Origin of the sequence: Rhodothermus marinus (genome assembly GCF_009936275.1) — a bacterium.
Lineage (GTDB): Bacteria > Bacteroidota > Rhodothermia > Rhodothermales > Rhodothermaceae > Rhodothermus > Rhodothermus marinus_A.
In genome coordinates this window covers 2498581-2523079 of record NZ_AP019797.1, presented here as the reverse complement: position 1 = coordinate 2523079, position 24499 = coordinate 2498581, and the positions used below count along the sequence as shown (strand labels likewise).

At 64.6% G+C, this 24499-nt stretch carries 23 protein-coding genes; 15 read left to right on the top strand and 8 right to left on the bottom strand.

From position 1 onward, the window contains the following. Positions 1 to 33 precede the first annotated feature (33 nt). A complete protein-coding gene (gene carB, locus GYH26_RS10915; protein WP_161541677.1) occupies positions 34 to 2874 on the top strand; it encodes a carbamoyl-phosphate synthase large subunit in 2841 nt (946 codons plus the stop codon). 154 nt (positions 2875 to 3028) lie between these two features. Here carB and GYH26_RS15120 read toward each other — a convergent pair whose 3' ends face one another. Further along, the gene (locus GYH26_RS15120; protein ID WP_206751730.1) at positions 3029 to 3223 is read right to left on the bottom strand and encodes a hypothetical protein; all 195 of its coding nucleotides are present in this window, start codon (positions 3221 to 3223) and stop codon (positions 3029 to 3031) included. Between GYH26_RS15120 and GYH26_RS10910 the strand changes: the two genes are divergently transcribed. The 3 genes from GYH26_RS10910 (at position 3222) to hepT (ending at position 4771) form a co-directional block, all read left to right on the top strand. Further along, positions 3222 to 3863 (top strand): nitroreductase family protein, encoded by a 642-nt coding sequence (locus tag GYH26_RS10910; protein ID WP_161541676.1) that lies wholly within the window; start codon positions 3222 to 3224, stop codon positions 3861 to 3863. The two genes, GYH26_RS15120 and GYH26_RS10910, sit on opposite strands and share 2 nt — an antisense overlap. 70 nt (positions 3864 to 3933) lie before the next feature. After that, positions 3934 to 4401, top strand: a complete 468-nt coding sequence (gene mntA, locus GYH26_RS10905; protein ID WP_161541675.1) for a type VII toxin-antitoxin system MntA family adenylyltransferase antitoxin — start codon at positions 3934 to 3936, stop codon at positions 4399 to 4401. After that, complete coding sequence (hepT, locus tag GYH26_RS10900) at positions 4376 to 4771, top strand: type VII toxin-antitoxin system HepT family RNase toxin (protein WP_161541674.1); 396 nt, start codon at positions 4376 to 4378, stop codon at positions 4769 to 4771. Before mntA ends, hepT begins: the two co-directional genes overlap by 26 nt. On the opposite strand, the gene mtaB is transcribed toward hepT, so the two are convergent. After that, entirely contained in the window at positions 4768 to 6093 is a 1326-nt protein-coding gene (gene mtaB, locus GYH26_RS10895) for a tRNA (N(6)-L-threonylcarbamoyladenosine(37)-C(2))-methylthiotransferase MtaB (RefSeq protein WP_161541673.1), read from the bottom strand. The genes hepT and mtaB overlap by 4 nt on opposite strands. A gap of 84 nt (positions 6094 to 6177) precedes the next feature. On the opposite strand from mtaB, the gene GYH26_RS10890 reads away from it, so the two are divergent. From GYH26_RS10890 to GYH26_RS10875, 4 genes are read left to right on the top strand one after another with little or no spacing between them, the layout of a single operon-like run. After that, positions 6178 to 6882, top strand: a complete 705-nt coding sequence (locus GYH26_RS10890; protein ID WP_161541672.1) for a phosphatidylserine decarboxylase family protein — start codon at positions 6178 to 6180, stop codon at positions 6880 to 6882. Positions 6883 to 6898: 16 nt separating this feature from the next. Further along, positions 6899 to 7771 carry a CDP-diacylglycerol--serine O-phosphatidyltransferase gene (pssA, locus tag GYH26_RS10885; RefSeq protein ID WP_161541671.1) on the top strand — a complete coding sequence of 291 codons (873 nt, stop codon included), beginning with the start codon at positions 6899 to 6901 and terminating at the stop codon, positions 7769 to 7771. Then, positions 7764 to 8033, top strand: a complete 270-nt coding sequence (purS, locus tag GYH26_RS10880; RefSeq protein WP_054683375.1) for a phosphoribosylformylglycinamidine synthase subunit PurS — start codon at positions 7764 to 7766, stop codon at positions 8031 to 8033. Before pssA ends, purS begins: the two co-directional genes overlap by 8 nt. Before the next feature lie 18 nt (positions 8034 to 8051). Continuing rightward, positions 8052 to 8366, top strand: a complete 315-nt coding sequence (locus tag GYH26_RS10875) for an ATP-dependent Clp protease adaptor ClpS (RefSeq protein WP_014066520.1) — start codon at positions 8052 to 8054, stop codon at positions 8364 to 8366. Here GYH26_RS10875 and GYH26_RS10870 read toward each other — a convergent pair whose 3' ends face one another. From GYH26_RS10870 to GYH26_RS10860, 3 genes are all read right to left on the bottom strand, one after another. Next, positions 8367 to 10892 (bottom strand): DUF5916 domain-containing protein, encoded by a 2526-nt coding sequence (locus GYH26_RS10870; protein ID WP_206751729.1) that lies wholly within the window; start codon positions 10890 to 10892, stop codon positions 8367 to 8369. It abuts the gene before it with no gap. 87 nt (positions 10893 to 10979) lie between these two features. Next, positions 10980 to 11525, bottom strand: a complete 546-nt coding sequence (locus GYH26_RS10865) for a choice-of-anchor V domain-containing protein (protein ID WP_161541669.1) — start codon at positions 11523 to 11525, stop codon at positions 10980 to 10982. Then, positions 11525 to 12505, bottom strand: a complete 981-nt coding sequence (locus GYH26_RS10860; protein WP_161541668.1) for a Vgb family protein — start codon at positions 12503 to 12505, stop codon at positions 11525 to 11527. The genes GYH26_RS10865 and GYH26_RS10860 overlap by 1 nt, the downstream gene beginning before the upstream one ends. A 95-nt stretch (positions 12506 to 12600) precedes the next feature. Here GYH26_RS10860 and GYH26_RS10855 point away from each other — a divergent pair, with 95 nt between their 5' ends. Further along, entirely contained in the window at positions 12601 to 13239 is a 639-nt protein-coding gene (locus GYH26_RS10855; protein ID WP_161541667.1) for an IMPACT family protein, read from the top strand. On the opposite strand, the gene GYH26_RS10850 is transcribed toward GYH26_RS10855, so the two are convergent. Further along, positions 13200 to 13964 (bottom strand): Mut7-C RNAse domain-containing protein, encoded by a 765-nt coding sequence (locus tag GYH26_RS10850; protein ID WP_161541666.1) that lies wholly within the window; start codon positions 13962 to 13964, stop codon positions 13200 to 13202. The two genes, GYH26_RS10855 and GYH26_RS10850, sit on opposite strands and share 40 nt — an antisense overlap. Positions 13965 to 13967: 3 nt before the next feature. After that, entirely contained in the window at positions 13968 to 14456 is a 489-nt protein-coding gene (gene rnhA / locus GYH26_RS10845) for a ribonuclease HI (RefSeq protein WP_161541665.1), read from the bottom strand. Positions 14457 to 14550: 94 nt separating this feature from the next. Between rnhA and obgE the strand changes: the two genes are divergently transcribed. From obgE to GYH26_RS10830, 3 genes are read left to right on the top strand one after another with little or no spacing between them, the layout of a single operon-like run. Continuing rightward, positions 14551 to 15573 carry a GTPase ObgE gene (obgE, locus tag GYH26_RS10840; protein ID WP_161541664.1) on the top strand — a complete coding sequence of 341 codons (1023 nt, stop codon included), beginning with the start codon at positions 14551 to 14553 and terminating at the stop codon, positions 15571 to 15573. Between the two features lie 40 nt (positions 15574 to 15613). Beyond that, positions 15614 to 16768, top strand: a complete 1155-nt coding sequence (dprA, locus tag GYH26_RS10835) for a DNA-processing protein DprA (RefSeq protein ID WP_161541663.1) — start codon at positions 15614 to 15616, stop codon at positions 16766 to 16768. Between the two features lie 3 nt (positions 16769 to 16771). Continuing rightward, complete coding sequence (locus GYH26_RS10830) at positions 16772 to 17908, top strand: endonuclease/exonuclease/phosphatase family protein (RefSeq protein ID WP_161541662.1); 1137 nt, start codon at positions 16772 to 16774, stop codon at positions 17906 to 17908. Here GYH26_RS10830 and GYH26_RS10825 read toward each other — a convergent pair. Next, positions 17853 to 21278 carry a DUF4175 family protein gene (locus GYH26_RS10825; protein ID WP_242006395.1) on the bottom strand — a complete coding sequence of 1142 codons (3426 nt, stop codon included), beginning with the start codon at positions 21276 to 21278 and terminating at the stop codon, positions 17853 to 17855. The genes GYH26_RS10830 and GYH26_RS10825 overlap by 56 nt on opposite strands. A gap of 141 nt (positions 21279 to 21419) precedes the next feature. Here GYH26_RS10825 and GYH26_RS10820 point away from each other — a divergent pair, with 141 nt between their 5' ends. The 3 genes from GYH26_RS10820 to GYH26_RS10810 are packed head-to-tail and all read left to right on the top strand — an operon-like array spanning position 21420 to position 24480. Continuing rightward, positions 21420 to 22889: a glycogen synthase gene (locus GYH26_RS10820; RefSeq protein WP_161541660.1), complete on the top strand. Its 1470-nt coding sequence runs from the start codon at positions 21420 to 21422 to the stop codon at positions 22887 to 22889. A gap of 31 nt (positions 22890 to 22920) precedes the next feature. Continuing rightward, positions 22921 to 24240 (top strand): glucose-1-phosphate adenylyltransferase, encoded by a 1320-nt coding sequence (locus GYH26_RS10815; RefSeq protein ID WP_161541659.1) that lies wholly within the window; start codon positions 22921 to 22923, stop codon positions 24238 to 24240. Between the two features lie 12 nt (positions 24241 to 24252). Then, positions 24253 to 24480, top strand: coding sequence for a hypothetical protein (locus GYH26_RS10810; protein WP_161541658.1), 228 nt, complete (start codon positions 24253 to 24255; stop codon positions 24478 to 24480). Positions 24481 to 24499: the final 19 nt, after the last annotated feature.

Below are 24499 nucleotides of genomic sequence, written 5' to 3'. Positions count from 1 at the left end.
CCCGTAACCGAACCCAACACCCTGGAGCATACCATGCCGAAGCGGACCGACATCAAGCGGATCCTGCTGATCGGATCGGGCCCGATCGTGATCGGGCAGGCCTGCGAGTTCGACTACTCCGGTAGCCAGGCCGCCCGGGCCCTGCGCAAAGAAGGCTACGAGGTCATTCTGGTCAACTCGAACCCGGCCACAATCATGACCGACCCGATCACGGCCGATCGGGTTTACCTGCAGGAGCTGACGCCGGAATCCATTCGCCGCATCGTCGAGAAAGAGCGTCCCGACGCCGTGCTGCCCACGATGGGCGGGCAGACGGCGCTGAACCTGGCCGCCCAGCTTCACGAAGAGGGCTTCTGGGAGGCGATGGGCGTGGAGATCATCGGCGTGGACATCGAGGCGATCCAGGTTACGGAAGACCGCCAGCGTTTCCGTGACCTGATGGAGCAGATCGGCATCGATCAGGCCCGGAGCCGCACGGCCCGTAGCCTGCTGGAGGCCAAAGAGATCCTGCAGGAGCTGGGCGGGCTGCCCGTGGTGATCCGCCCGTCATTCACGCTGGGCGGCACCGGCGGCGGTATCGTCTGGACAATGGAGGAGTTCGACCGCAAGGTGACGCGCGGGCTGGAGCTTTCGCCCGTCCACCAGGTGCTCATCGAGGAAAGCGTCTACGGCTGGAAAGAATATGAGCTGGAGCTGTTGCGCGACGCCAACGACAACGTGATCATCGTCTGTCCCATCGAAAACCTCGACCCGATGGGTGTGCACACGGGCGACTCGATCACGGTGGCGCCCGCGCAGACGCTCACCGACAAGCAGTACCAGCGCATGCGCGACGCGGCGATCAAGATGATGCGCTCGATCGGCAAGTTTGCCGGCGGCTGCAACGTGCAGTTTGCCGTCGAGCCGCACACCGGGCGCATGATCGCCGTCGAAATCAACCCGCGCATGTCGCGCTCGTCGGCGCTGGCCTCGAAGGCCACGGGCTACCCGATCGCCAAGGTGGCCGCCCGCCTGGCCGTGGGTTACACGCTCGACGAATTGCCCAACGACGTGACGGGCACCACGAGCGCCTGTTTCGAGCCGTCGATCGACTACGTGGTCGTCAAGATCCCGCGCTGGAATTTCGAAAAGTTCGAGGGCGTCGACGAGGAGCTGACCACGCAGATGAAGGCGGTAGGCGAGGTGATGGCCATCGGCCGCACCTTCCCCGAAGCGCTCCAGAAGGCCTGGCAGAGCCTGGAAAACGGCTACGCCGGCCTCGGCGCCGACCGGGAAGACCCGCCGCGCGAAGAGGTGCGTGCCCGGCTCAAGAAGCCCTACTGGGACCGCACGCTCCAGATTCGTAACGCCTTCCGGCTGGGTGCCTCGGTCGAGGAAATCCACGATGTCACCTACATCGACCCGTGGTTTCTCTACCAGATTGAGGACATCGTCAAGATCGAACGGGAGCTGGAGCGGCGTACGCTCGACCAGCTCGATGCCGACTTCCTGCGGCTGGTCAAGCAGTATGGCTTCTCGGACGTGCAGATCGCCTACCTGCTGCAGGGGAACGTGACCGAGGAGGATGTGCGGGCGCGGCGTAAGGCGCTGGGCATCACACCCACGTTCCGGCTCGTCGACACCTGCGCTGCCGAATTTCCGGCTCAGACGCCCTACTACTACAGTACCTACGAGACCGAGAACGAAAGCGAGGTCACCGACCGCGAAAAGGTCATCATTCTGGGCGCCGGACCCAACCGCATCGGCCAGGGTATCGAGTTCGACTACTGCTGCGTGCACGGCGTGCTGGCCGCCAAGGAGATGGGCTACGAGGCCATCATGATCAACTGCAATCCGGAGACGGTATCGACCGACTTCGACGTGGCCGACAAGCTCTACTTCGAGCCCGTCTTCTGGGAGCGGGTGCTCGACATCATCGAGCACGAAAACCAGCACGGCAAGCTCAAAGGGGTGATCGTGCAGCTCGGCGGCCAGACGGCGCTCAAGCTGGCTAAAAAGCTCCACGAGCACGGCATCCCGATCCTGGGCACGTCCTTCCCGATGATGGACCTGGCCGAGGAGCGGAGCAAGTTCTCGGCGCTGCTGCGCGAGCTGGAGATCCCGTATCCGCCTTACGGGGCGGCGCGGACGGTGGCCGAGGCCGTCGAGGTGGCCGAGCGCATCGGCTACCCGATCCTGATCCGGCCCAGCTACGTGCTCGGCGGCCAGGGCATGCGCATCGCCATCAACAAGGAGGAAGTCGAACGCTACGTCCGCAACATCCTCAAACTCCTGCCCGACAACGAGATCCTGCTGGACCTCTTCCTGGAGAACGGGATCGAGGTGGACGTCGATGCGGCCTGCGACGGCGAGGAGGTCTGGATTGCCGGCATCATGCAGCATATCGAACCGGCCGGCGTCCACTCGGGCGACTCGACGGCCGTGCTGCCGCCCTTCTCGCTGTCGGAGGAGGTGCTGAACACGATCCGCCGCTACACCGAGGACATCGCCCGGCGCCTGCAGGTGGTGGGCCTGATCAACGTGCAGATGGTGATCAAAGACAACGTGGTCTACGTGATCGAGGCCAACCCGCGGGCGTCGCGGACCATGCCCTTCGTGGCCAAAGCGACAGGCGTACCGGTGGCCAAGATCGGCACGCAGCTCATGCTGGGCCGCAAGCTCCGGGAGTTCCGCGAGGCCGGTTTGCTCGAATCGAAGCTCAAGGGCTACGCGATCAAAGAGCCGGTCTTCTCCTGGGACAAATTCCCGGAGGTGCCCAAGGAGCTGGGGCCGGAGATGAAGTCTACCGGCGAGGCCATCGCCTTCGTCGAAACGCTCACCGACGAACACTTCCGCCGGCCCTACGCCATCCGAAACCTCTACCTGAGCCGATAGACGCACCCTCCCGATCGCACCACCGGCCCGCACGGCAACGCGCCGTGCGGGCCGGTTCTGTTTTTAAAGATCCGTTCGCTGTTTGCAACAAGGGTTTTATCCAGGAGCGGACCGCTGTGTCCACCCTGTCGTACCTCGAACCAGCACCCCGTTTTCACGCCGCGCCTGGCCATGCATGCGCCTGTTGTGAGCCATTGCGGCGATCGCATTTTGCCCGGCCGCCGTCCTTCGAGAAAGGGGTTTCGTAAAGGATTTTTTGCAGGAAGTGCTCGACGGAAGCGCGAACGCCGCCTCCCGGATGTCGTTTTCCAAACTGATTGTTGTTGTAACGACTTTGAGGATTGACCATGGAGATGGAAGTAATTGAAATCAAAACGGCCGGGGTGGAGCCGGACGTGCACGAGCTGATCCGCAGACGCTGGAGTCCGCGCGCGTTTGCCGACCGGCCGGTAGCGCCTGACGTGCTCCGCCGCGTGCTGGCGGCCGCCCGCTGGGCACCCTCGGCCTACAACGAACAACCGTGGCGTTTCATCGTGGCGCGGCGTGAAGATCCGGAGGCGTTCGATCGGCTGCTGGCCTGCCTGAACGAAGGCAACCGACGCTGGGCGCAGCGGGCGCCCGTGCTGATGCTGGTACTGGCGCGGCGCACCTTCTCGCATAGCGGCGCGCCGAATTCGCACGCCTGGTACGATACCGGTCAGGCCGTGGCCTACCTGACGTTGCAGGCCACCGCGCTCGGACTCTACGTGCACCAGATGGCGGGCATTCTACCGGACGAAGCGCGCCGCCGCTGCGCCATTCCGGAGGAGTACGACGTGGTGGTCGCGCTGGCGCTGGGCTACCTGGGCGATCCGGCGCAGCTTCCCGAAGACCTGCAGGCGCGCGAGCGGAGCCCGCGCACGCGCCGGCCGCTGACCGAGCTGGTTTTCGAAGGCCGCTGGGGCACTCCGGCCCGCTTTCTGATGCAGGAAGACGGCCACGCCTCCTGAATCCATCGGATGATGGCACCTTTCGGGCTCCGGCCGCGTACTCCTGGCCGGAGCCTTATTTTTTTGACGCATGGATCCGCTCCTGTCCGATCGCGAAGCGCTCATGGCGCGGCTCCGGCCGGTGCTGGAGGCGCGGCCGGAGGTGGTATTTGCGCTGCTATTCGGTTCGGTCGCGCGGGGACAGGCCACCTCGCTCAGTGATGTGGACGTGGGCATTTACACCGAACAACCGCTGGACTTGCCGGAGCTGGGTGGGCTGGTGAACGAACTGGAGCAGGTCGCAGGGCGGCCGGTGGACGTGGTGGAGCTTCGCGAAGCCCTGAAACGGCAGCCGCTGTTGGCTTACGAAGCGGTGGCGCACGGAAAGTTGATCTACTGCCGGGATGAAGACCGCTGGGTGGATTTCAAATGCAGAACATTCCTGACCTACTTCGACACGGAACCCCTTCGTCGCATGATTCGCGATGCTTTTCTGGAGCGCCTGAAAAAAGGTCAACTTGCAGAAAGACGATATGCAGGAATACCTCCATCGTCTTGAAGACGCGCTGGCCGAGTTGAAGCGTTTGCGAGATCAATATACGCTGGGGGACCTGAAACGAGATCGCCTCCTGGAGTGGGCGCTTCGCTATGGACTGCTCGAAAGCATCCAGATCATCATCGACATCAGCTGCCACCTGGTCAGCCGTAATAATCTGGGTACGCCTTCCTCTTATGGCGAGTGTATTACTTTGCTGGCACGCGGAGGCTACTTGTCTGAAGAACTGGCACGCAAGCTCCAGTTAATGGTAGGATTGCGCAATCTGCTGGTGCATGAGTATGCCACTATCGACGTGGAGCGGCTGTACCGGCATCTCGATCAGCTTCCTGATTTTGTCCAGTTCATCGAATCGGTACAGCCCTACCTTTAGCAGGAAAGGGGAATAAACGCCGGGTCTTCGGCCACGAGCGTGCCGTCCGGTGCGAAGTCGCCCAGGCGTACCGGTTCGATCTGGCCCACGCGCTCGGGATCGAAGGGTCGCTGCACGCGGATGTAGTTGTCGGTATAGCCGTACATGAGCCCGTGCTTTTCGGTGCTTTCCCAGAGAACGGGGCGCACCTGACCCTGGTGCGCCCGGTAGAATGCGTGACGTTTCTTGTGGGAGAGCACTTGCAGCATGCGGTTGCGGCGGGAGCGCTCAGGTTTGGGGACGGGCTGGCCGCCCATGCGCTCGAGCTGCTCGACGGCCGCCGTGCCGGGCCGCTCGGAGTAGGTGAACACGTGCAGGTAGGAGACCGGCAACTCGTTCAGAAAGCGGTAGGTGTTCTCGAAGCGCTCGGGCGTCTCGGCCGGGAATCCCACGATGACGTCGACCCCGATGGCGGCATCGGGCAACAGCTCCCGGATGCGGGCCACGCGCTCGGCGTACAGCTCACGGCGATAGCGCCGCCGCATCTTGCCCAGCACGAAGTTGTCGCCGCTCTGCAGCGGCATGTGGAAGTGCGGCATGAAGGCGCGTGACTCGGCCACGAACGCGATGATTTCGTCGGTGAGCAGGTTGGGCTCGATCGACGAGATGCGGTAGCGCTCGATGCCCTCCACCCGGTCCAGCTCCCGGAGCAGGTCGAGCAGCGTCGCACCGAACTCCTGGCCGTAGAGACCGATGTTGACGCCCGTCAGCACGATCTCCTTGAAGCCCATCTCGGCCAGTTGCCGCGCCTGAGCCACCGTGGCCTCGATGGGCTGGGAGCGGCTGCGACCGCGGGCCTTCGGAATCGTGCAGAACGAGCAGACGTAGTCGCACCCGTCCTGAATCTTCAGAAAAGCACGCGTGCGCTCGGTAGAGGAGAATGCGGGGCCGAACTCCTGCAGCTCGTCGATGCAGGAGACCGCCACCTGGGTCTGCTCCTTTTTCTGGAAGCTTTCGATCAGCTCAAAGAGGTGGAATTTTTCACGGGCGCCCAGCACGACGTCGACGCCTTCGATGCGGGCGATCTCCTCGGGGCGAAGCTGGGCGTAGCAACCCGTGACGATGATGAAAGCGTTCGGGTTCTGGCGGATCGCCCGGCGGATGATCTGGCGACACTGGCGTTCGGCCTCGGCCGTGACCGTGCAGGTGTTGATGACGGTCACGTCGGCCGGCTCGCCGAAAGGCACTACTTCGTAGTGGCGCGCGAGGAAGTCGCGCTCCAGCGTGCTGGTTTCCGCAAAATTCAGTTTGCAGCCGAGCGTGTAGAACGAAACGCGTGGCATCGACGTTTAGGCAACCCTGATCCCCGGTGGCGACGGAGCGAACGCGGGCCGGGGCGGGGAGTTTCGGAATCAAAGTAGACGAGCATGCTGGCACCCGAGGGCTATCCGATCATCGGCGGGACGGTACTGGCGGCCGTATTGCTGGCCGCCGGCGCCTACTACTGGTTGCCGGGGGCCTGGCGCGTCGTGGGCCTGCTGCTGGCGGTGCTACTGCTGGGCTTCGTGCTGTATTTCTTCCGCGATCCGGAAAGGCATCCGCCGGAAGGGGCCGGGGCATTGCTGCTGGCACCGGCCGACGGGAAGGTGGTAGAGATCGTCGACGTGGATTACGAGCCGGTGTATCTGAAGGGGCCGGCGCGGCGATTGTCGATCTTTCTCTCGCCACTGGACGTGCACGTCAATCGGGTGCCGGCCGACGGCGTGATCGAGCTGGTCCGCTACATTCCGGGCGACTATCTGGTGGCCTGGCACCCGAAGGCCAGCGAGAAAAACGAGCGTTCCGAGATCGGATTGCGCCATCCGAGCGGCAATCGGGTCCTCTTCAAGCAGATTGCCGGGGTGCTGGCCCGGCGCATCGTGTTTCATCTGAAAGAAGGCGATACGGTACGAGCCGGTCAGCGCTTCGGGATTGTCAAATTCGGCTCCCGTATGGACGTAATCGTGCCGCCGCATATCCGGTTCGAGGTAAACGTAGGGGATCGGGTACGGGCCGGCGAGACGGTACTGGGCCGACTGGTGGCAAAGCCGGAGGCCGAAGCTCTCGGAATAGATCGGCTGCACAACAATTGAATGGAGCAAGCAGGGCATGTTGCGGGCACGCCGGGGATACGATCGATATGGTCAGAAACAGCGCCATTTCCGGGCGCGACTGCGTGCCTACCGTGCGCAACGCCGGCTGCGCCGGCCCATTCCACGGGCGGCCGTCCCGTCGTTTTTTACGCTGATGAACCTGTTCAGCGGCTTTCTGGCCATCACCCAGATCCACGAAGGCCGCTTCGACTATGCCTGCTGGCTGATCGTGCTGGCGGGCTTTTTCGACATGCTCGACGGCATGCTGGCCCGGCTGACGAACGGCACCAGTCTGTTCGGGGTCGAGCTCGACTCGCTCAGCGACGTGGTGTCGTTCGGGGTAGCGCCGGCCTATCTGGTGTACGCCTTCAACCTGCACGCCTACGGCACGCTCGGACTGATCATCGCGTCGCTGCCGGCCGTCTGCGGGGCCGTCCGGCTGGCCCGTTTCAACGTCCAGTTCGACGGCGAAAAGCGGGAGTACTTCCTCGGGTTGCCCATCCCGGCACAGGCGGCGGCGCTGGTGGCGCTGGTCCTGAATGCCGAGGGGGTCGATCTGCTGGAGCGGCTGACGCCCGGCGACTTCCCGGTGCTGATCCCCGTCGTGTTCGTGCTCTCGGCCCTCATGGTCACGAACATCCCCTTCGACGCCATCCCGCGCCCCAGCCTGGCCTACCTGCGGCGTCATCCCTGGAAGTCGAGTGCCTACGGGCTGGCGCTGCTGTTGATCATCTTTTTGCAGCAGATTGGCTTGCTTCTGGTGCTGGCCGCGTATATCCTGCACGGCATCGGCCGCGCCATTTACAACCTGGTGCAGGCCATCCTGAACACTCCGCTGGAACCTGCTTCGGAATCGTCCAACCCACCCCTGGAAAATCGCGATGTTTAAGGCAATCGTAACCGTTCGCCTGCGGCCTTCCATCCTGGATCCTCAGGGGAAGGCCGTGCACCACGCGTTGCAGAACCTGGGCTACGACGCGGTGACCCAGGTACGCATCGGCAAGGTGATCGATCTGTGGATCAGGGCCGACTCGGCCGACGAGGCCGAGCGCATCGCCCGCGAGGCGGCCGAGAAACTTCTGGCCAATCCGGTCATGGAAGATTTCGACGTGACGGTCACGCCTGTGGAAACGCCCGCTGCTACCGGGTAAAACCTGTCACGACGAGCCATGGGACAGCCGAACTTGCTGGCCGAGACGAAGCCGGTCGGTCCGGCACCTGAGGTGGACGTCGAAGATGCCGAGGAGACGCGACTGGACGCTCCCTGGCGCGTGATTCTCTACAACGACGACATTCACACGTTCGACGAGGTCATCTTTCAGCTCATGAAGGCCACGGGCTGCTCGCTTCCTGAGGCCGAGGCGCTGACCTGGAAGGTGCACACCGAGGGCAAGGCGGCCGTCTACGAGGGCTCGTTCGAGGAGTGCTTCCGCGTGCAGGGCGTGCTCCGCGAGATTCAGCTCATCACGGAGATTCAGGGTTGATCAGGAGAAGATCAGGTAGGTCAGCTTGACCGTGAACGCATTGTTGGGGAACAGCCGGAACGTGTCGCGTAGCTGTTCCGGGAAGGTCAGTCCCTGATACCACGAATCCGGCTGGAACGGATCGGCGCGGTCGTAGGCGTCCCGGTCGTGGGTCCAGACCAGGTAGAGCACCGATCCGGGGCGATACTCCCAGCGGAGCACCACATTGACGCGGAAGCTGTTGAGCACGAACTCGTGCCGTTTGGGGTAGTCGGGGAAGGGAAGCAGCGTGTCTTTGTCGAGTCGGAGCGACGGATCGGTGTAGCGGCCACGTGCCAGCAGGAGCTGGGTAAAACTCTGCACTGAGAGCATCGGGGAGAAGGTCAGCGTGCTGCGGAGGGAAAGCTCCAGCGAGCGCGTGTCGCGGCGGCCGAAGACGGCCACGTAGTAGCGATCGGAAAAGCCCTCGTACGGATCGTAGCGGGCGGCCAGTTCGTCCAGGGGGCCTGGCGACGGGAGCCGCGTGAAGTCAGCTTCGGCCAGTTCGTCAGGCGCAGCACTTTCAGTCCCGATGGCCCATCCATCCGGCAATCGGGCAAAGCTTTCGTTGGAGGCCCAGCGCAGCAGGTTGTGTTGCTGCTCGAGGGACAGCTCGGTGCGCAGATCCAGCCAGTCAAGCGCGCTCCATTCCAGTTGAAGGCCGGTGTTGAGTCGGCGGCCGCCTTCTTCGTCGAGCTCCAGTTCAAAGGAAGGTTGCAGGCGCAGGCTCCGGCGCGTATCGCTCCCGTACTCACCTTCGATGGAAAACTGTCGGGGCTGATAGATGGGACCCATGCCGCGGGCTTCATACAGATCGTAGCCGCCCCAGAGGTAGTCGCCACGGATACGCAACGCCAGTTCGGCAAAGCCGCGGGTCAGTGCCCCTGCCCGCATGAAAAAGCCGCTGCCCATGTACAGGCCCTCGCGGTAGGAGCGCTGGTGCCAGGAGAAGATGAAGGCATCGGCCCGCTGGAAAGGCCCGAAGGGCCGGTTGTTGTTGAACTGGTGTTCCAGGCGCATCCAGAAGCGGACCAGATTGTTGCGCCGAAGCAGGCCGGCCTCGTTGACGTTGAAATGGTTGTCAAAACCGTCCAGGCCGGCGCCATAGGTCCAGACGCCCTGCACGCGTTCCAGGCGCAGGGCGGTGGCCAGTCCGGTCGGGGCGTCCTGACCGTTCACCTGGCGGTGCGAAAAGCTCAGGTGGCCGCCGAAGCGGAACGTGTTGCCGCCGAAGCGCAGGTCCCAGTCCGCGCCGCCGGCCAGGCTGTAGCGCAGCTCATCGTCGCCCGACCGCTGGCGAAACAGCCCGGTCACCATGCCGCCGACGGTTGAGTAGGTGCCCAGTTCCTGTCGGAGGCGGCCAACCAGGTAATGGTGTTCAGGTTGAAAGTCGTTGCCGGTGGTGGCGCCCAGCAATCCCAGCGAAAGCCCGCCTTCGGTGCGGCCCGAAAGTTTGGCTGCGCCGATGATGGGCTCGGCGGCGCCGATGCGTCGGCTGTAGAAAAGGCGGCCTTCGCGGCCGTAGGAAAAGTCGAAAATCTGGGCGCCTTCGGTGAAAAACGGCCGCCGTTCTTCAAAGACTGTCTCGAAGGCGGTCAGGTTGAGCACGGCCGGATCCACTTCGACCTGCCCGAAGTCCGGGTTGAGCGTTAGGTCAAGGATCAGGCTGGACGTCAGTCCCAGCTTCAGATCAAGCCCCGCATCGGCGTCCAGCTCGGAGGAGATCTGTCCGTCGTCCTGTCGAAGCCGGGTACCGTTGGAAACCACGTAAGGCGTGATCTGAAGGTTGCGGCCGGGGTGAAGCCCGCGCAGGTTTTCGAGCCGGGCGAAGTAGGCGACTACGCCTGAGGAACGGATGTTGCGCGGAATGAAAGGCCATTCATCCACCTCACTCAGGCGGGCAATATCTCGGCGAAACGAAATGCCCCAGGTCAGCACCTCGGCCTGCGGGAAACGCAGCATAGCATAGGGAATACGCATCTCGACCGACCAGCCCGAGTCGACCACGGCGACGGCCGCTTCCCAGACCGCATCCCAGGACAGATCCGGTTCGCCATTCCCGGGGCGCGGCCCTCCGCCACTGGTGAGCAGCCCGTCAGCCAGCACGCCGGCGGCGTTGACGGCAAAGACGTAGGCCGTTTTCCGGTCGAAGTACGAGTCGATCGCGACGCCGAACCAGTCGGCCTGGTTAAACTGATCCCGACGCCCGAGCAGTCGGCGGATGCGATGGGGTTCGGGGTCGTAGAGCATGGCCCCGATGTAGAGCGCGTCCGGGCCGTAGAGCACGCGTACGGCGGTGGGAAACGTTGGCGCGGCACCTTCGATGGGTTCGAGTTGTCGGAAGTCGGTGGCGACCGGTGCCTGCTGCCAGTCCGGTTCGGTCAGCCGACCGTCAAGATGCAATGTCTGCTGTAGCGGAGTAGCCTGGAGGGTTGGTGTTCGAAGCGTGTCGGATGATGCGAAAGCTACGACTTGAAAGAACAGCAAGCTGAACAATAACCAGCACATCCGAGGTAAGTCCTTGGTAACCGTTTACATTGAAGGAAGGCAAACGCCGGCGCACGACAATCTGTTGCTTACCGGCACACAGGAGGGTCACCGTGGATGTAGCAAACAGTCCGCGGATTCCTGATAGATCCGGTCGCCGAACTCCGAAGCATCGTCGTTAGCAGCGTTGGCGACGGCATGCAGCACGACGCGGCCGATCGTGTCCGGCGGCACCCAGCGAAGCCTCCAGACGGCTTTGCCGGGCGCCGTAAGTTCGGTTCCAGCCGGACTGTGGAAGGCATACCAGACGCCCTGCAGCGTGTCGCGCCACACGCGGTCGTCCAGGGGTTGCAGGCGGCCCGCCTGGCGGCCGCTGTCGGCAAAGCGCACGGCCAGCTCAAAGCCTGCCCGTAGCATTTCCGGGTGCTGCAACATGAGTTGCAGCGTGTAGCTCGTGTCCGACCGGCACGTGTCGGGCAGGCCCTGGATCGTCAGCCGGCCGCCGGGTTCGTTCAGGGGATACTCGAAATGGCATCGCTGGCAGGTCGGTTCGCCAAAACCGCCCGTGTGGGCCAGCGGGGGGTGATCGACGTAGCGACCCAACCACCCCGCTGTGGCGGCCAGCACCAGCGTCAGTGCAGCGACGGGGCGCATCACTCCGGCAGCCGGGCGCGGGCGATCGTGTTGGCGTCGGTGCCGAACCAGAGCGTGCGCGTGGGCGCATGGAAGAACATGTGCCGCACGGCCCCACCGCCGCTCGGAATTTCCGTAATGCTGAAGAATTCGGCCGTCTTCGGGTCGAAGCCCACCAGACGATTGGGGTCAGGTCCCGTTTCGACAAACCAGAGGCGGTCCCGGTCGTCGACGGCCATGCCGTAGGGACGGGCGCCTTCACCGCCGGGCACCGGCCATTCCTGCACGTTACCGCTGGCCGGATCGTAGCGGCCCAGATAGCCCCCGGCGTAGTCCACGTACCAGATGGCTCCGTCCGAGGTGCGGGCCAGCCGACGCGGCCGGGCCTCGGCGCGGGGCAGCGTGATCTCTTCCAGCTTCATCGTGGCCGGATCGACCGTCAGCAACTTATTTGTGCCAAAGGCTGCCACCCATGGGCGTCCCGAAGGATCAACCACGATGCCGTAGGGCCGCGCCCGGGGCGTGGGCACCTGGAACAGCCGAATGGAACCGTCGGCCGGATTGAAATGGCCCACGAAATTGCCGCCCTGCACCGTGAACCAGATGGTGCCGTCCGGTGCAAAAACCAGCGTATGCGGATCGCGGGCAGCCGGATCGGGCATCGGGTAGCGCTTCACTTCGCCCGTGCGGGGATCCAGCCGGCCGATGTAGGCAGCCCGGTTGCCGGCAATCCAGACGAACCCGCTCTCGTCCACGATCAGGTTGTGGGGACCGGTGCCTTCCGGCAGGTCAAAGCGAGTGAACTTGCCGGTCGCCGGATCCAGGTAGGCCGCATAGTCGCCGCGCTGGCCGACGAACCAGACGCGCCCATCGCGATCCACATACGGATCGCGCGGCCGCGTATCCGGCCAGGGCACTTCCCACTCGGTGATTTCCACGGGCGGCCACAACGCCGCGGCCATCACCAGCAATCCGCCGAAGAGGTAGGAGGCAACACGCATGGCTTTTCGAGCCTGTTCTGGAGGTATAGCTTTCAGAAACTAAATCATTCACCGCAGGGTAGGGAGGACGCTGTTACGAACTGCACGCGTTTGTTATGAACGGTAGCTCCGGCGATACCTATCGGGTGGTGGCCGGCACGGCGCGGGCCGAGTTGCGCGAAAAGGGCTCTCGCTTTATCGCCGAAGTCTTTCCGGTGGAGACCGAGGAGGAAGCCGCGGCGGCCATCGAAGCGGTGCGCCGTCGCGAACACGCGGCCACGCACCACTGCACGGCCTACCGGCTGGGACCGGAAGGCGAGCTGTTCCGGGCCAGCGACGACGGCGAGCCATCGGGCACGGCCGGCTTGCCCATTCTTCGCCAGATCGAAGCCCGCGGGCTGACCAACACGCTGGTGGTGGTGACGCGCTACTTCGGCGGGACCAAACTGGGACGCGGCGGGCTGATCCGGGCTTATGGCGAGGCGGCCGCACGGGCACTGGATCTGGCGCCGGTGGCCGAACGCGTCATCACGGTGCCTTTCCGGTTGCGCTTTGCCTACGACGACACGGCGCCCGTCATGCGCCTGATCGAACGCATGGGCGCCCGTATTCGCGAGACCTGCTACGACGCCGAGACCGAACTGCTTGTCGAGGTACCCCGCTCGAAAGCCATCGCCTTTGCCGAGGCTTTCGTCGAAACTCTGGCCGGTCGCGGTCAGTGCGAGGCGCTGAAGCCACTCCCGCGCACAACCTGATCGATCAGCCGCTGCATCCGGGCATGGTGCGACCCTTCCCAGTAAACACGGCCGCAGGCGGGGCAGCGGTAGAACTCGGTGTAATGGGCACGGATACCCGGCGGTAGTTGGGCGGCCACGGCTTCGGCTTCTACGGGCTCCAGGGGCACGTTGCAGCACATGCAGCGACTGAAGGGATCGACGAATTCGTGCAGCTCGAAGCGGTCCAGCACTTCGGCCAGTTGTTCCCGAGGGGAGGTGGCGCGCACGAAGTAGCCGTACCGCACGGCCTTACGGGCCAGCAATCGTCGATCGCGCGTCAGCAGCACGCGTCCGTCGTCGCCCGCCCGACGGGCCAGCGCCGCATCGCCGGGATCGGGATCCGACAGGTGCTCGGCATCGAAGCCCAGCATGCGCAGGTAGCGCGCCAGCCGTCCCAGGTGCGTGTCGAGCAGAAAGCGCGGCGGGCGCTCCGGCGGCAGCGTATGCAGCGGCGCAGCCGGCAGCAGCCGGTAGAAGATCGGGTAGAAGCTCAGTCGCTCGCCTTCTTCAGGCCGGTAGTCGAAATCGACCGGACATCCGTCGGCCAGAATCAGCGCGACTTCAGGAGGCGGCACGTTGAGCTGCACGAGGATTTCCCGGACCGTGGGCCGCCCCAGAAAGCCCAGCTTGAAGGTGCGCTGTTTCCAGCGGGAGGGTAGAAAATCGTTCAGGACGGCATAAAACCGGAGCCAGAGCGTACGCATCAGCTAATCGTTCACCGCCGAAACCGACGAGTCCGGGGTTTCGGTCTGTCCACGGCGCATGGCTTCGACGGCCAGCCGGTCCACCCGGTTGTTCAGGGCGTCGTCGGCGTGGCCTTTGACTTTCAGAAAACGCACGTCGTGTCGGCGGGTGAGTTCCAGCAGCGCCCGCCACAGGTCCTGGTTTTCGACGGGCTTCTTGCTGGCCGTGCGCCAGCCGTTACGTTGCCAGCGTTCTACCCATCCTTCCTGAAAGGCGCGTACGATGTAGTTACTGTCGGTATAGACGTCCACGCGGCAGGGCTCCTTCAGCGCCTGGAGCGCTTTGATCACCGCTGTTAATTCCATTCTGTTGTTCGTCGTGTGCGCTTCGGCACCCTGCAGCACCTTTTCGTGCTGATTGTAGCGCAGAATGGCCGCCCAGCCGCCGGGGCCCGGGTTGCCGCTGCAGGCCCCGTCGGTGTAGATCACGACGTGTTTTCGCGGAGTGCCCATACCTGTCGTCCAACGAAACCGGAGCGGCACGGTTCGGCAAAACTTCGGCGGAGGCCGGGCGTTCAGAAAAACCCAAACCGATGAGGGGAAGGCAATGAAGTTTGTCGATTACGTAACGATCACGGTGCGCAGTGGAAAGGGCGGGGCCGGAGCCGTCGCGTTCCGGCGGGAGAAGTACGTCCCGAAAGGGGGACCGGCCGGCGGCGACGGCGGCGACGGCGGTTCGGTCTATCTGGAAGGCGATCCGAACCTGTACACGCTGCTGGACCTGCGCTACAACCGGCACCACTTTGCCGAAGACGGGCAGCCGGGCTCCGGCAAGAACAAGAAAGGTCGCGACGGCCGCGACGTGATCATCCGGGTGCCGCTCGGCACGGTGGCAAAGATCACGGAGACCGGCGAGGTGATCGGTGAGGTGCTCCGGCCCGGTCAGCGGCTGCTCCTGGCAAAAGGGGGCCGGGGCGGCCGGGGCAACGCTTTCTTCAAATCTCCCACGAATCAGGCGCCGCGCTACGCGCAGCCCGGCGAACCCGGCGAGGAGAAAAACATCACGCTGGAGCTGAAGCTGCTGGCCGACGTGGGGCTGGTAGGCTTCCCGAACGCCGGCAAGAGTACGCTGATCGCTTCGATTTCGGCGGCGCGTCCGAAGATCGCCGACTATCCGTTCACGACGCTGGAGCCCGCGCTGGGCATGGTGTACGTGGGTGAATTTCGCTCGTTCGTGATGGCCGATCTCCCCGGTATTATCGAAGGCGCACACGAAGGGCGCGGGCTGGGCATCCGCTTTCTGAAGCACATCGAGCGCAATGCCATCCTGCTGTTCGTCATCCCGATCGTCGAGGAGGAGCCCGGGCGAGTCTACCGGACGCTGCTGGGTGAACTGGAGGCGTTCAATCCGACCCTGCTCGAAAAGCCCCGCGCCGTTGCGCTGAGCAAGCTGGACCTGGTGCCGGAGGATGAACGCGAGGCCCGCGTAGCGGCCGTGAGGGCCGAACTCCCCGACGACATGCCGATCTATCCGATCAGCGCCGTGGCCCGGATCGGGCTGGAGGCGCTGAAGGAAGGACTCTGGCGCCAGCTGCAGGAATTGCGGGCGGCAGCCGAGGCCGCCACGTAACAGATCGCGCCACGCGGGGTCTTTATGCAAAAAGCCCATCGTGACGGCCGAGCCCTTTCTCTTCGATGAAGACGAAGGCGGGGCGTTCGGGGCCGCGCCCGACGATCCCGTCGAAGAACTCCGGGCGCTGGTGGCGCTGACGCTGGTGCCGGGCGTAGGACCCGGACGCATTCGGGCGCTGCTGGCCCGCTTCGGTTCGGCGCAGGCGGCCCTGCACGCGCCGGTTGCCGCGCTTGTGCAGGTGCCGGGTATCGGCATGCAGACGGCCCGCCGCATCGCGGCCTTCGACGACTGGGATGCCGTGGACGCGCAGTTCGAGCGGGCCGAGCGGGTCGGCGCCACGCTGATTCCGGCCTGGGACGAGCGTTTCCCGCCGCTGCTTCGCCAGATCTACGATCCCCCGGCGCTGCTCTGGGTGCGTGGAGAGTTGACGCCCGCCGACGACAACGCCGTGGCCATCGTGGGCACGCGGCGTCCGACGGACTACGGGTTGCGCACGGCCCGCCAGTTCGCCGCCGCATTGGCGCGGGAGGGGGTGACCGTGGTTAGCGGCCTGGCCTACGGCATCGACGCGGCCGCGCATCGGGGCGCGCTGGAGGGCGGCGGGCGTACGCTGGCCGTGCTGGGCTCCGGCGTCGACCGCATCTATCCGTCGCGGCACGAGCGACTGGCCCGGGCCATCATGACGCAGGGCGCATTGCTGTCCGAGTTTCCGCTGGGAGCGGCGCCCGACGCGCCCAACTTTCCCCGCCGCAATCGGCTGATCAGCGGACTGGCCCGGGCCGTGCTCATCGTCGAAGCCTACGAGACCGGGGGCGCGCTCATCACCGCCCGCCTGGCGCTCGAGCAGAACCGCGAGGTGCTGGCCATACCGGGTGCGCTTCACAATCCGGCCAGTGCCGGACCCAACCGGCTTGTCCGCGACAGCCTGGCCCGGCTCGTCTGCTCGCCCGACGACGTGCTGGAGGCCCTGGGCCTGGGTAGTGCGCCGTCGGCGCCAGAGCCGCCGCCACCGCCGCTGAGCGGGCTGGAGCGCCAGCTCTACGACGCCCTGGAGCCCGAGCCCATCCATATCGACGTGCTGTGCGAGCGCACCGGACTGGACCCTTCGACGGCGCTGGTCTATCTTCTACAGCTCGAGTTCAAAGGCCTGGTGCGCCAGCTGGCCGGCAAACAGTTTTATCGGTTGCAATAAACCATGGGCGATGGGCTGGTACTTGGATTGAGCCTGATCGTGGGCGTCGTCACACTGCTTCCCTTCTGGAAAAGTACGATCTGGTGGGTGCGTGTGACTGAATTTCCCCGCATTCAGTGGGCGGTGCTGGCGCTCGTGCTGGGGTGTAGCTGGCCCTGGACCGGTTGGCCGCTTGCAGTGAAGGCCGTCGCCGGACTGGGCATGCTGGCCTGTCTGATTTATCAGGGGTGGCGCATTTTCCCGTTCACCCCGCTGGCTCGCAAGCAGGTGCTTTCGACGAAGCATCCCCGGCCCTCAGACGAACTGACGTTGTTCGTCGCCAATGTGCTCATGACGAACCGCGCGGTCGATCGCCTGCTTGCACTGATTCGAAGATACGATCCGGATCTGATTCTGCTGGTCGAAACCGACGCCTGGTGGACGAACCAGGTGCAGCAGGCGCTTGCGAAAGCCTATTCGTTTTCCGTGCTGCAACCGCAGCGTAACACGTATGGCATGGCACTTTTCAGCAAGCTTACGCTGCTCGGTCCGGAAGTTCGATTTCTGATCGAGGAAGACGTGCCGTCTATCCGTACGCGTGTGCTGCTGCGCAATGGCGTACCGGTGTGGTTTTACGGCGTGCATCCGAGGCCGCCGGTGCCCACGGAAGACCTTACTTCAACGGCCCGAGACGCCGAACTGCTTGTCGTGGGGCGCGAAGTGAAGGCAATCCGCGAGCCGGTCATTGTAGCCGGTGATCTGAACGACGTGGCCTGGTCGTCCACGACGCGGTTGTTTCAGCACATCAGCGGTCTGCTCGATCCACGCCGTGGACGCGGCTTTTTCAATACCTATCATGCACGCTGGCCATTTCTGCGCTGGCCGCTGGATCACGTCTTTCACAGCAAGCATTTCTGGCTTCGGCGACTCCGTCGGCTTCCTTACTGGGGTTCGGACCATTTCCCGGTGCTGATCACCCTGCAGTTTGCGCCGGAAGCGGGGCAGGTGCAGGAAGAACCAGAGGCCAGCCGGGAGGAACAGCGGGAAGCATCTGAAAAGATCGCCACGGCGCGAAGCGATTCGGCGCCACAGGCCGCCGTTTCCTTCAGTGCCGGTTCTGCTGGCGTTGCAGGCGCTCGAGCAGTTCGAAGTAGCGCTTGATGAGCGCTTCGTAGTCGGGCGCGTAGCCGCTTTCGAGGGCATCGATCAGGGCACGGCGCAGGCGGTCCAGCTCCTGCTGCGGGGTCAGCTCGGGCGGGCTTTCGCGCACGACGTCTTCGCCCGGACGGCTCTGGCGGCGACGTTCCTGCTCCTGCTCGCGGATGGAGTGTTGGGCTTCGAGCAGGCGGATGAGGATCTGGCGCTGGCGCTCGATCGTCTCCCGGTTGATCTGGCCGCGCCGGAGTTCCTGGACGGTCTCTTCCATCTGGCGGGCGAGGGCGTCGAGGTCGCCCAGCAGGCGGCGCCGCGCTTCCCGGTCGCGGGCGAGCTGCTGGAGCTGGCGGCGGATGGCTTCCTGCTGGCGGGCGAGCTGGCGCATGCGTTCGAGCTGATCGGTGGTCAGCCGCGTGCCCTGGATGTCGTTGAGCAGCTGCTGGATCTGGTCGTTGAGCTGCTGCTGCTGGCCGGCCATGCGCTGCAGTTGCTCGATCATCTGCTCCAGCGACAGGCCGCCCATGGCCTGCTGGTTCTGAAGTTGATCGAGCAGGTCGGCCAGCATGCGGGCCAGCTCGTTCAGGTGCATCATGGCGGCCGTCTGGTAGCTGCCCGCCATGCGGGCGCTGCCCTCGGTCAGTGCGCCGATCGCCTGGTCCATGGCCTGGAGCGCCTCGCCGGCCGTCTGCTGCACGGCCCGGTCCATCTGGGGAATGCGACGGGCGAGCTGGCGCAGGGAGTCGGTAACGACACGGGTGCCCTGCACCAGCTGCTCCTGGCGACGGGCCATCGGCGCCGCGGCCTGCTCCGTGCGCAGCGCCTGAATGTCGTTGCGGAGCGTCTCTTGAGATTCCGAGAGCAACAAGATGTGCCGGAGGGCCTGACGTAGACCGGCCGCGTTGATCTGTCGCTGGGTGCCTTCCATCTGCTGCTCGAGCTGCTGCAGCCGGGCGGCCAGTTGCTCCAGTTGCTGTTCCATCTGCTGCTGCTCCCGGCGTGCGCCCGAGAAGTTGCCCTGGCGGAGCTGCTGCGCATTCTGCTGCATGCGTTCGGGAAGCTGCTGGCGGCGGAGCGCCTGCCGGAGCGAGTCCATACTCTGGCGCGGCATGCCGCGCAGCTCCTCCATCTGGCGGCGCGTCTCTTCCAGCAGTTCTTCGAGGCGGCGAGCTTCCTGGCTGGCCTGTTCCTGCTGGCGGGCCAGCGCTTCGGGATCTACGTGGCCGGTGGAGTCAGACGCGGACGATTCGCCCGTTTCGCCGTGCTGCCGGCGTTCGAGTGCGGCGGTGCGCTCGGCCAGGCGTTCCTGCAGGCGGGCCAGTTCCTCGGCGCGGCGGGCCGCTTCTTCCAGTTGTTGCTGCGTACGCAGGCGCTGGAACAGCTCCAGCGCGCGCTCGATGCGCTCGCGGAACTGGGCTTCGTTGAATTCCACCTCCTCCATGTTTTCCAGCAGCCGGGGCAGATCGAGCGCGCGTAGCGCTTCCTGGAGTTTTTCCAGCGCTTCGCGCAGCTCCGGCGACCGGATTTCCTCGACCACCCGTTGCAGCTCCCGGTACAGCTCGAGCGTCTCGTCGCTTACGAGCCGGTTGGTGGCCATTTCCCGGGTGATCTGTTCGAGCTGGCGGGTGAGCGATTCGACCTGCTCTTCGAGCGCTTCCTGCTGGCGGCGGAGTTGTTCGGCCTGCTGCTGCTCCTCCCAGCCGGCCTGACGGGTGCGCTGGATCGTCTCGCGTAGCTCCTGGAAGGTGGTGCGGAGCTGCTCGGCCTGCTCACGCACCGACTCCAGCCCTTCGGCCACGTCGTCCTGAGCGGCGTCGAGCATCTCGTAGCGCTCGGCCAGCGAAGGGAGCCGGAGGTACTGCACCGGCGTGCGGGCCGACTTGGGGCCGGAGACGCGGTCGTTGTCCCACACCTGCAGGTAGTATTCGATCACGTCGCCGGGCACGAGGTCCAGCCCGTCGGCACGCAGATCCCATTGCTGCTGGATTTCCTGATCGAGCGGGCGCGGCGTGGTCAGCGGCAGGGGGCGGCTCGAAAAGTCGGTCTCCGGGGTGCGGAAGGTGCTTTCGGCCAGGCGCCAGTAGAGCCGCAGCGCCGTAAAGCCGAAGTCGTCGTGCACGCGCACCTGCAGCGGTGCCCGGAGGGCGTCGTCGAGTGTGTAGGTGGCTTCGGGTTGCAGCAGCGTGATGGTGGGCGGGTCGTCGGGCACCAGCTCCAGCGTGTAGCGCACCGGTTCGGGATTGGTCAGGCCACCCGGTGCATGCAGTTCGATCCAGTAATGGCCGGCGCGGTGCAGCGTGAAGGTGCCCTGCGCCAGGCTGTCGCGGACCGTCAGCGCCAGGGCGGAGCCGTCGTCGAAGCGCACCAGGGCGGAGTCGACGGGCGCGGCGCCGGTCAGCACCCGCAGTTCAATCCGGGTACCGGGCAGGGCGGAGACGTTGCCGACGTCGGGTGGTAGCGTCTGCGCAGGGAGTCCGGCGTAGGACGGATAGTGCAGCGTCAGTTGCAGGCGCCGCACGAGCGGCCGTTCACGTAGCGTGACCGTGTACCAGGGCGTTGCCGCGGGAGCAGCCTCCACCTGATAGGTCAGCGGGCGCTGCAGGTCGGGCAGCGCGAAGTAGGCGCGGCCGGTCGTATCGGGCTTCAGGAAGAACGTTTCGGGACGCATCTCGCCGGCATAGCGGAGCCGGAGCGTGAGCTGCTCGGGCCATGCTGTGCCGCGGAGCGATACCGTGAGGTGCAGCGTATCGCCACGGGCCAGTTCGGTGTCGCCCGGGGTGACGTTCAGCGTGAAAGGCAACGGCCGCTCGAACGTGCGGCCCGGCGCCAGCAGGCGGGCGAAAGCGCCGCGGAAGGCACCGGGCGCCAGCAGCCAGAGCGTGCCCACCAGCAGCAGCGGGACCAGCGTCAGTGAGAGCAGCCGGGGCGAAGGACGCAGCGAGACCATCTGCTCGAAGGGGACCGGCGCGATCTGCCGGGCCAGTTGCTCGCGGGCGCGGGCCAGCAGCGTCTCCGGGGCCGGGCTCCGTCGGCCCGTTTCGAGCTGCAGCAGGTCGATCAGACGATCGGCGATCTCCGGGAAATAGCGGCCGATCTGGCGGGCCAGGTGCTCGTCGCTCAGGCGACGCAACGCCAGCAGCGGACGGCCGACGGTCCAGCCCAGCAGGCCCAGCGAGCCGGCTACCAGCGCCCAGAACAGTCCGGTGCGCCATCCGGTGGGGAGCCAAAGCAGCGCTTCCAGCAGGGCGGCAATCCCCCAGAGTAGCGACAGCAGGCCGAGGGCCTGTAGACCACCCTGGAGCAGACGGGCCGCCACCAGGCGCCGCCGCGTGCGGGCCAGTCGCTGCCGGAGCGAAGCCGTGTGCGTTCGTTCGTCCATGCGCATTGCGTGCCGGATCCCTGGCATGTACCCGAGGGCGCATGGCCGGTTTCAGCGCCGTAACAAAGTTTTTGTATTCGGGGCTTCGAGAACGTGCCCGTGCGATTTATCTTTACCCTGTGACAATACAATCCGGTTGGTATGTACGTACTGCATGTAGCGTTCGAGTGCGCACCGATTGCCAAGGTAGGCGGTCTGGGCGACGTGCTGGGGGCGTTGCCCAAGTTTCTGCGCCGGGCCGGCATTGAAGCAGCGGTGCTCATGCCCCGCTTTGGCGATGCGCAGCTGCAGGAAGACGCGCTGCGCCTGATTCACGAAGGGGCGTTCACCTATCGGGACCGCACCCTGTCCTACCGGCTCTGGCGGCAGGATGCCGAAGTGCTCGGATTTCCCGTGTATCTGCTGGAGGAGCCGGTCCACTTCGGGCGACCCGGCGTGTACCAGGATCCGGCCACCGGGCTGGATTTTCCCGATCAGGCCGATCGCTTTTTCGTGTTTCAGCGGGGCGTGCTGGCAGTTTTGAAGGAGGGCGTGCTCCGTCCCGATCTACTCCATCTGCACGATCATCATACGGCGCTGCTGCCGGTCTGGCTGCGCGAAGATCCGGCCTATCGCGAGCTGGCCGAGCTTCCGATCGTGTTCACCGTGCACAATGCCGAGCATCAGGGGCGTTACGACTGGCAGGTGTGGGAGGAGATTGGCGTGCCGGTGGCGCGGCCCGAGGACCTGCAGCACCGGGGCCAGCTCAACGCCATGAAGGCCGGACTGCTCTGGGCCGATGCCGTGACCACGGTGAGTCCGGGTTACGCGCGCGAACTGCAGGAGCGTGAAGATATCGCCGCCGGGCTGCAGGAAGTCTTTCAGCGCGTGGCGCACAAAATGCGGGGCATTCTCAACGGCATCGATCCCGACGTCTGGAATCCGGCCACCGATCCGCTCATTTTTGCGAACTACTCGGTGGAGGATCTTTCCGGTAAGGAAAAGAACAAAAAAGCGCTGTGCGAATCGCTGGGACTCCGGCCCGATCGGCCCCTGCTGGTGTTCATCGGTCGGCTCATGCAGGAGAAGGGGGTCGATCTGCTGGCGGCCGGACTGGAACAGCTGCTGACGCACCAGATCGATGTATCGGTGGTGGTGCTGGGCACCGGCATGCCCGCCTACCAGGCGGCACTGGAAGACCTGCGCTGTCGGATCGTGCGGCCCGGAGGTTTTCCCCGACTGGTGCTGCGGTTTGAGTTCAACAACACGCTGGCACACCAGCTCTATGCAGCGGGTGACATACTGCTAATGCCCTCGCGGGTGGAACCCTGTGGGCTCAATCAGATGTACGCCATGACGTACGGCACTGTCCCGATCGTGCACGCCGTAGGCGGCCTGCGGGATACGGTCGAGCCCTGGGATCCGCACACGCAGCAGGGCACGGGCTTTCGCTTCGAGACGTTCACGCCCCGCGCCTTTCATCAGGCCATCCGCCGGGCGCTTACCGTCTATTACCGCCCCGACCAGTGGCGCGTGCTGCAGCGCAACGGCATGCAGCGCGACTGGTCCTGGGATCGTTCGGCGCAGGAATATCTGGAACTGTACCGGACGCTGGTGCCGGTAACTTCGTAACCTACCCTCCCCAAACCACAGCCCAGGCGTTATGGAACAGGTTCAACTGGCAACGGAACTGGATCTGGAAGCGCTCCGCATCAACGACCGCACCATTGCAGTCATTCTCGGCGGCGGGGCCGGTACGCGGCTGTTTCCGCTGACGCTCAAGCGTTCGAAGCCGGCTGTTCCGCTGGCCGGCAAATATCGGTTGATCGACATTCCGATTTCCAACTGTATCAACTCGGGCATCAACCGGATCTTCGTGCTGACGCAGTTCAACTCGGCCAGCCTCAACCGGCACATTGCCCAGACCTACCGCTTCGATCGGTTCCGCACCGGGTTCGTGTCCATCCTGGCGGCCGAGCAGACCCCTTCGTCGCGCGAGTGGTTTCAGGGGACGGCCGACGCCGTGCGGCGCAGCATGGCGCACATCGGCGTCTTCCGCCACGACTACGTGCTGATTCTCTCGGGCGATCAGCTCTATCTGATGGATTACCGGATTCTACTGGCGCATCATCGGGCCAAACGGGCGGACATCACCATTGCAACGATTCCGGTGCGTGCCGAGGAGGCCCCGGCCTTTGGCATTCTGAAGACCGACGAAGAAGGTGTCATCACCGAGTTCTACGAGAAACCCCCGCTGCACGAACTGGCCGGTAAGGAAAGTCCGGTTTCGCCCGAGATGGAAGCCCAGGGGCGCATTTATCTGGCCTCGATGGGCATCTACGTGTTCAACAGAGACGTGCTGCGCCGGCTGCTGGAGGAAAATCCAATGGATCACGACTTCGGCAAGCAGATCATTCCCAAAGCGATTCGCCAGTGCCGGGTGGTCAGCTATCCCTTCACAGGCTACTGGAGCGATATCGGAACGATTCGTTCGTTCTACGAAGCGAATCTGATGCTGGCGCAGCGACATCCACCGTTCGACATGTACAATCCGCAGATGCCCATTTACACGAACGCCCGGATGCTCCCGCCGGCCAAGGTGCAGAGTTCGTTCGTGCAGGACTCGATCATCGCGGAGGGCAGCGTGATCATCAACAGCCAGATCGTCAACTCCGTGATCGGCATCCGATCGGTCATCCGCGAAAACGCCACGGTCAAAAACGTGGTGATGATGGGCGCCGACTACTATCCATGGCACGATCCGAGCCTGCGCGACCCGGTCGAGGGGCCGGACAATCCGGGCATCGGCGAGGAATCGTACGTCGAGGGGGCCATTATCGACAAGAACGTCAGTATCGGGCGGCGCTGTGTGATTAAAAACCGGGATCAGGTGCAGGAAGGCGAGGGGCCGAACTTTTACATCCGGGACGGCATCGTCGTGCTGCCCAAAAATGCCCGGATCGAAGACGGAACGATCATCTAATCGGAGAACGTCATGCTGCTGGTACGGGCCGGTGCTTACACGATCAACGTCGAGCGGGTGCTCTTTTTCCGCGAAGATAAAGGTGGGCTGGAAATAACCTTTGCGATCCCGGGCAGGGAAAACGCGGAGCTTTACACGCTCCGGCTCAAGGGAAAAGATGCCGAACAGCTTCGCCAGTGGCTGGCGCGTAATGCCGAGGGGACCGAGCGGCCCGAGGCAGGCTTTGCACTGGGCAGCTGAACGAGGCGTGCGAAAAGTT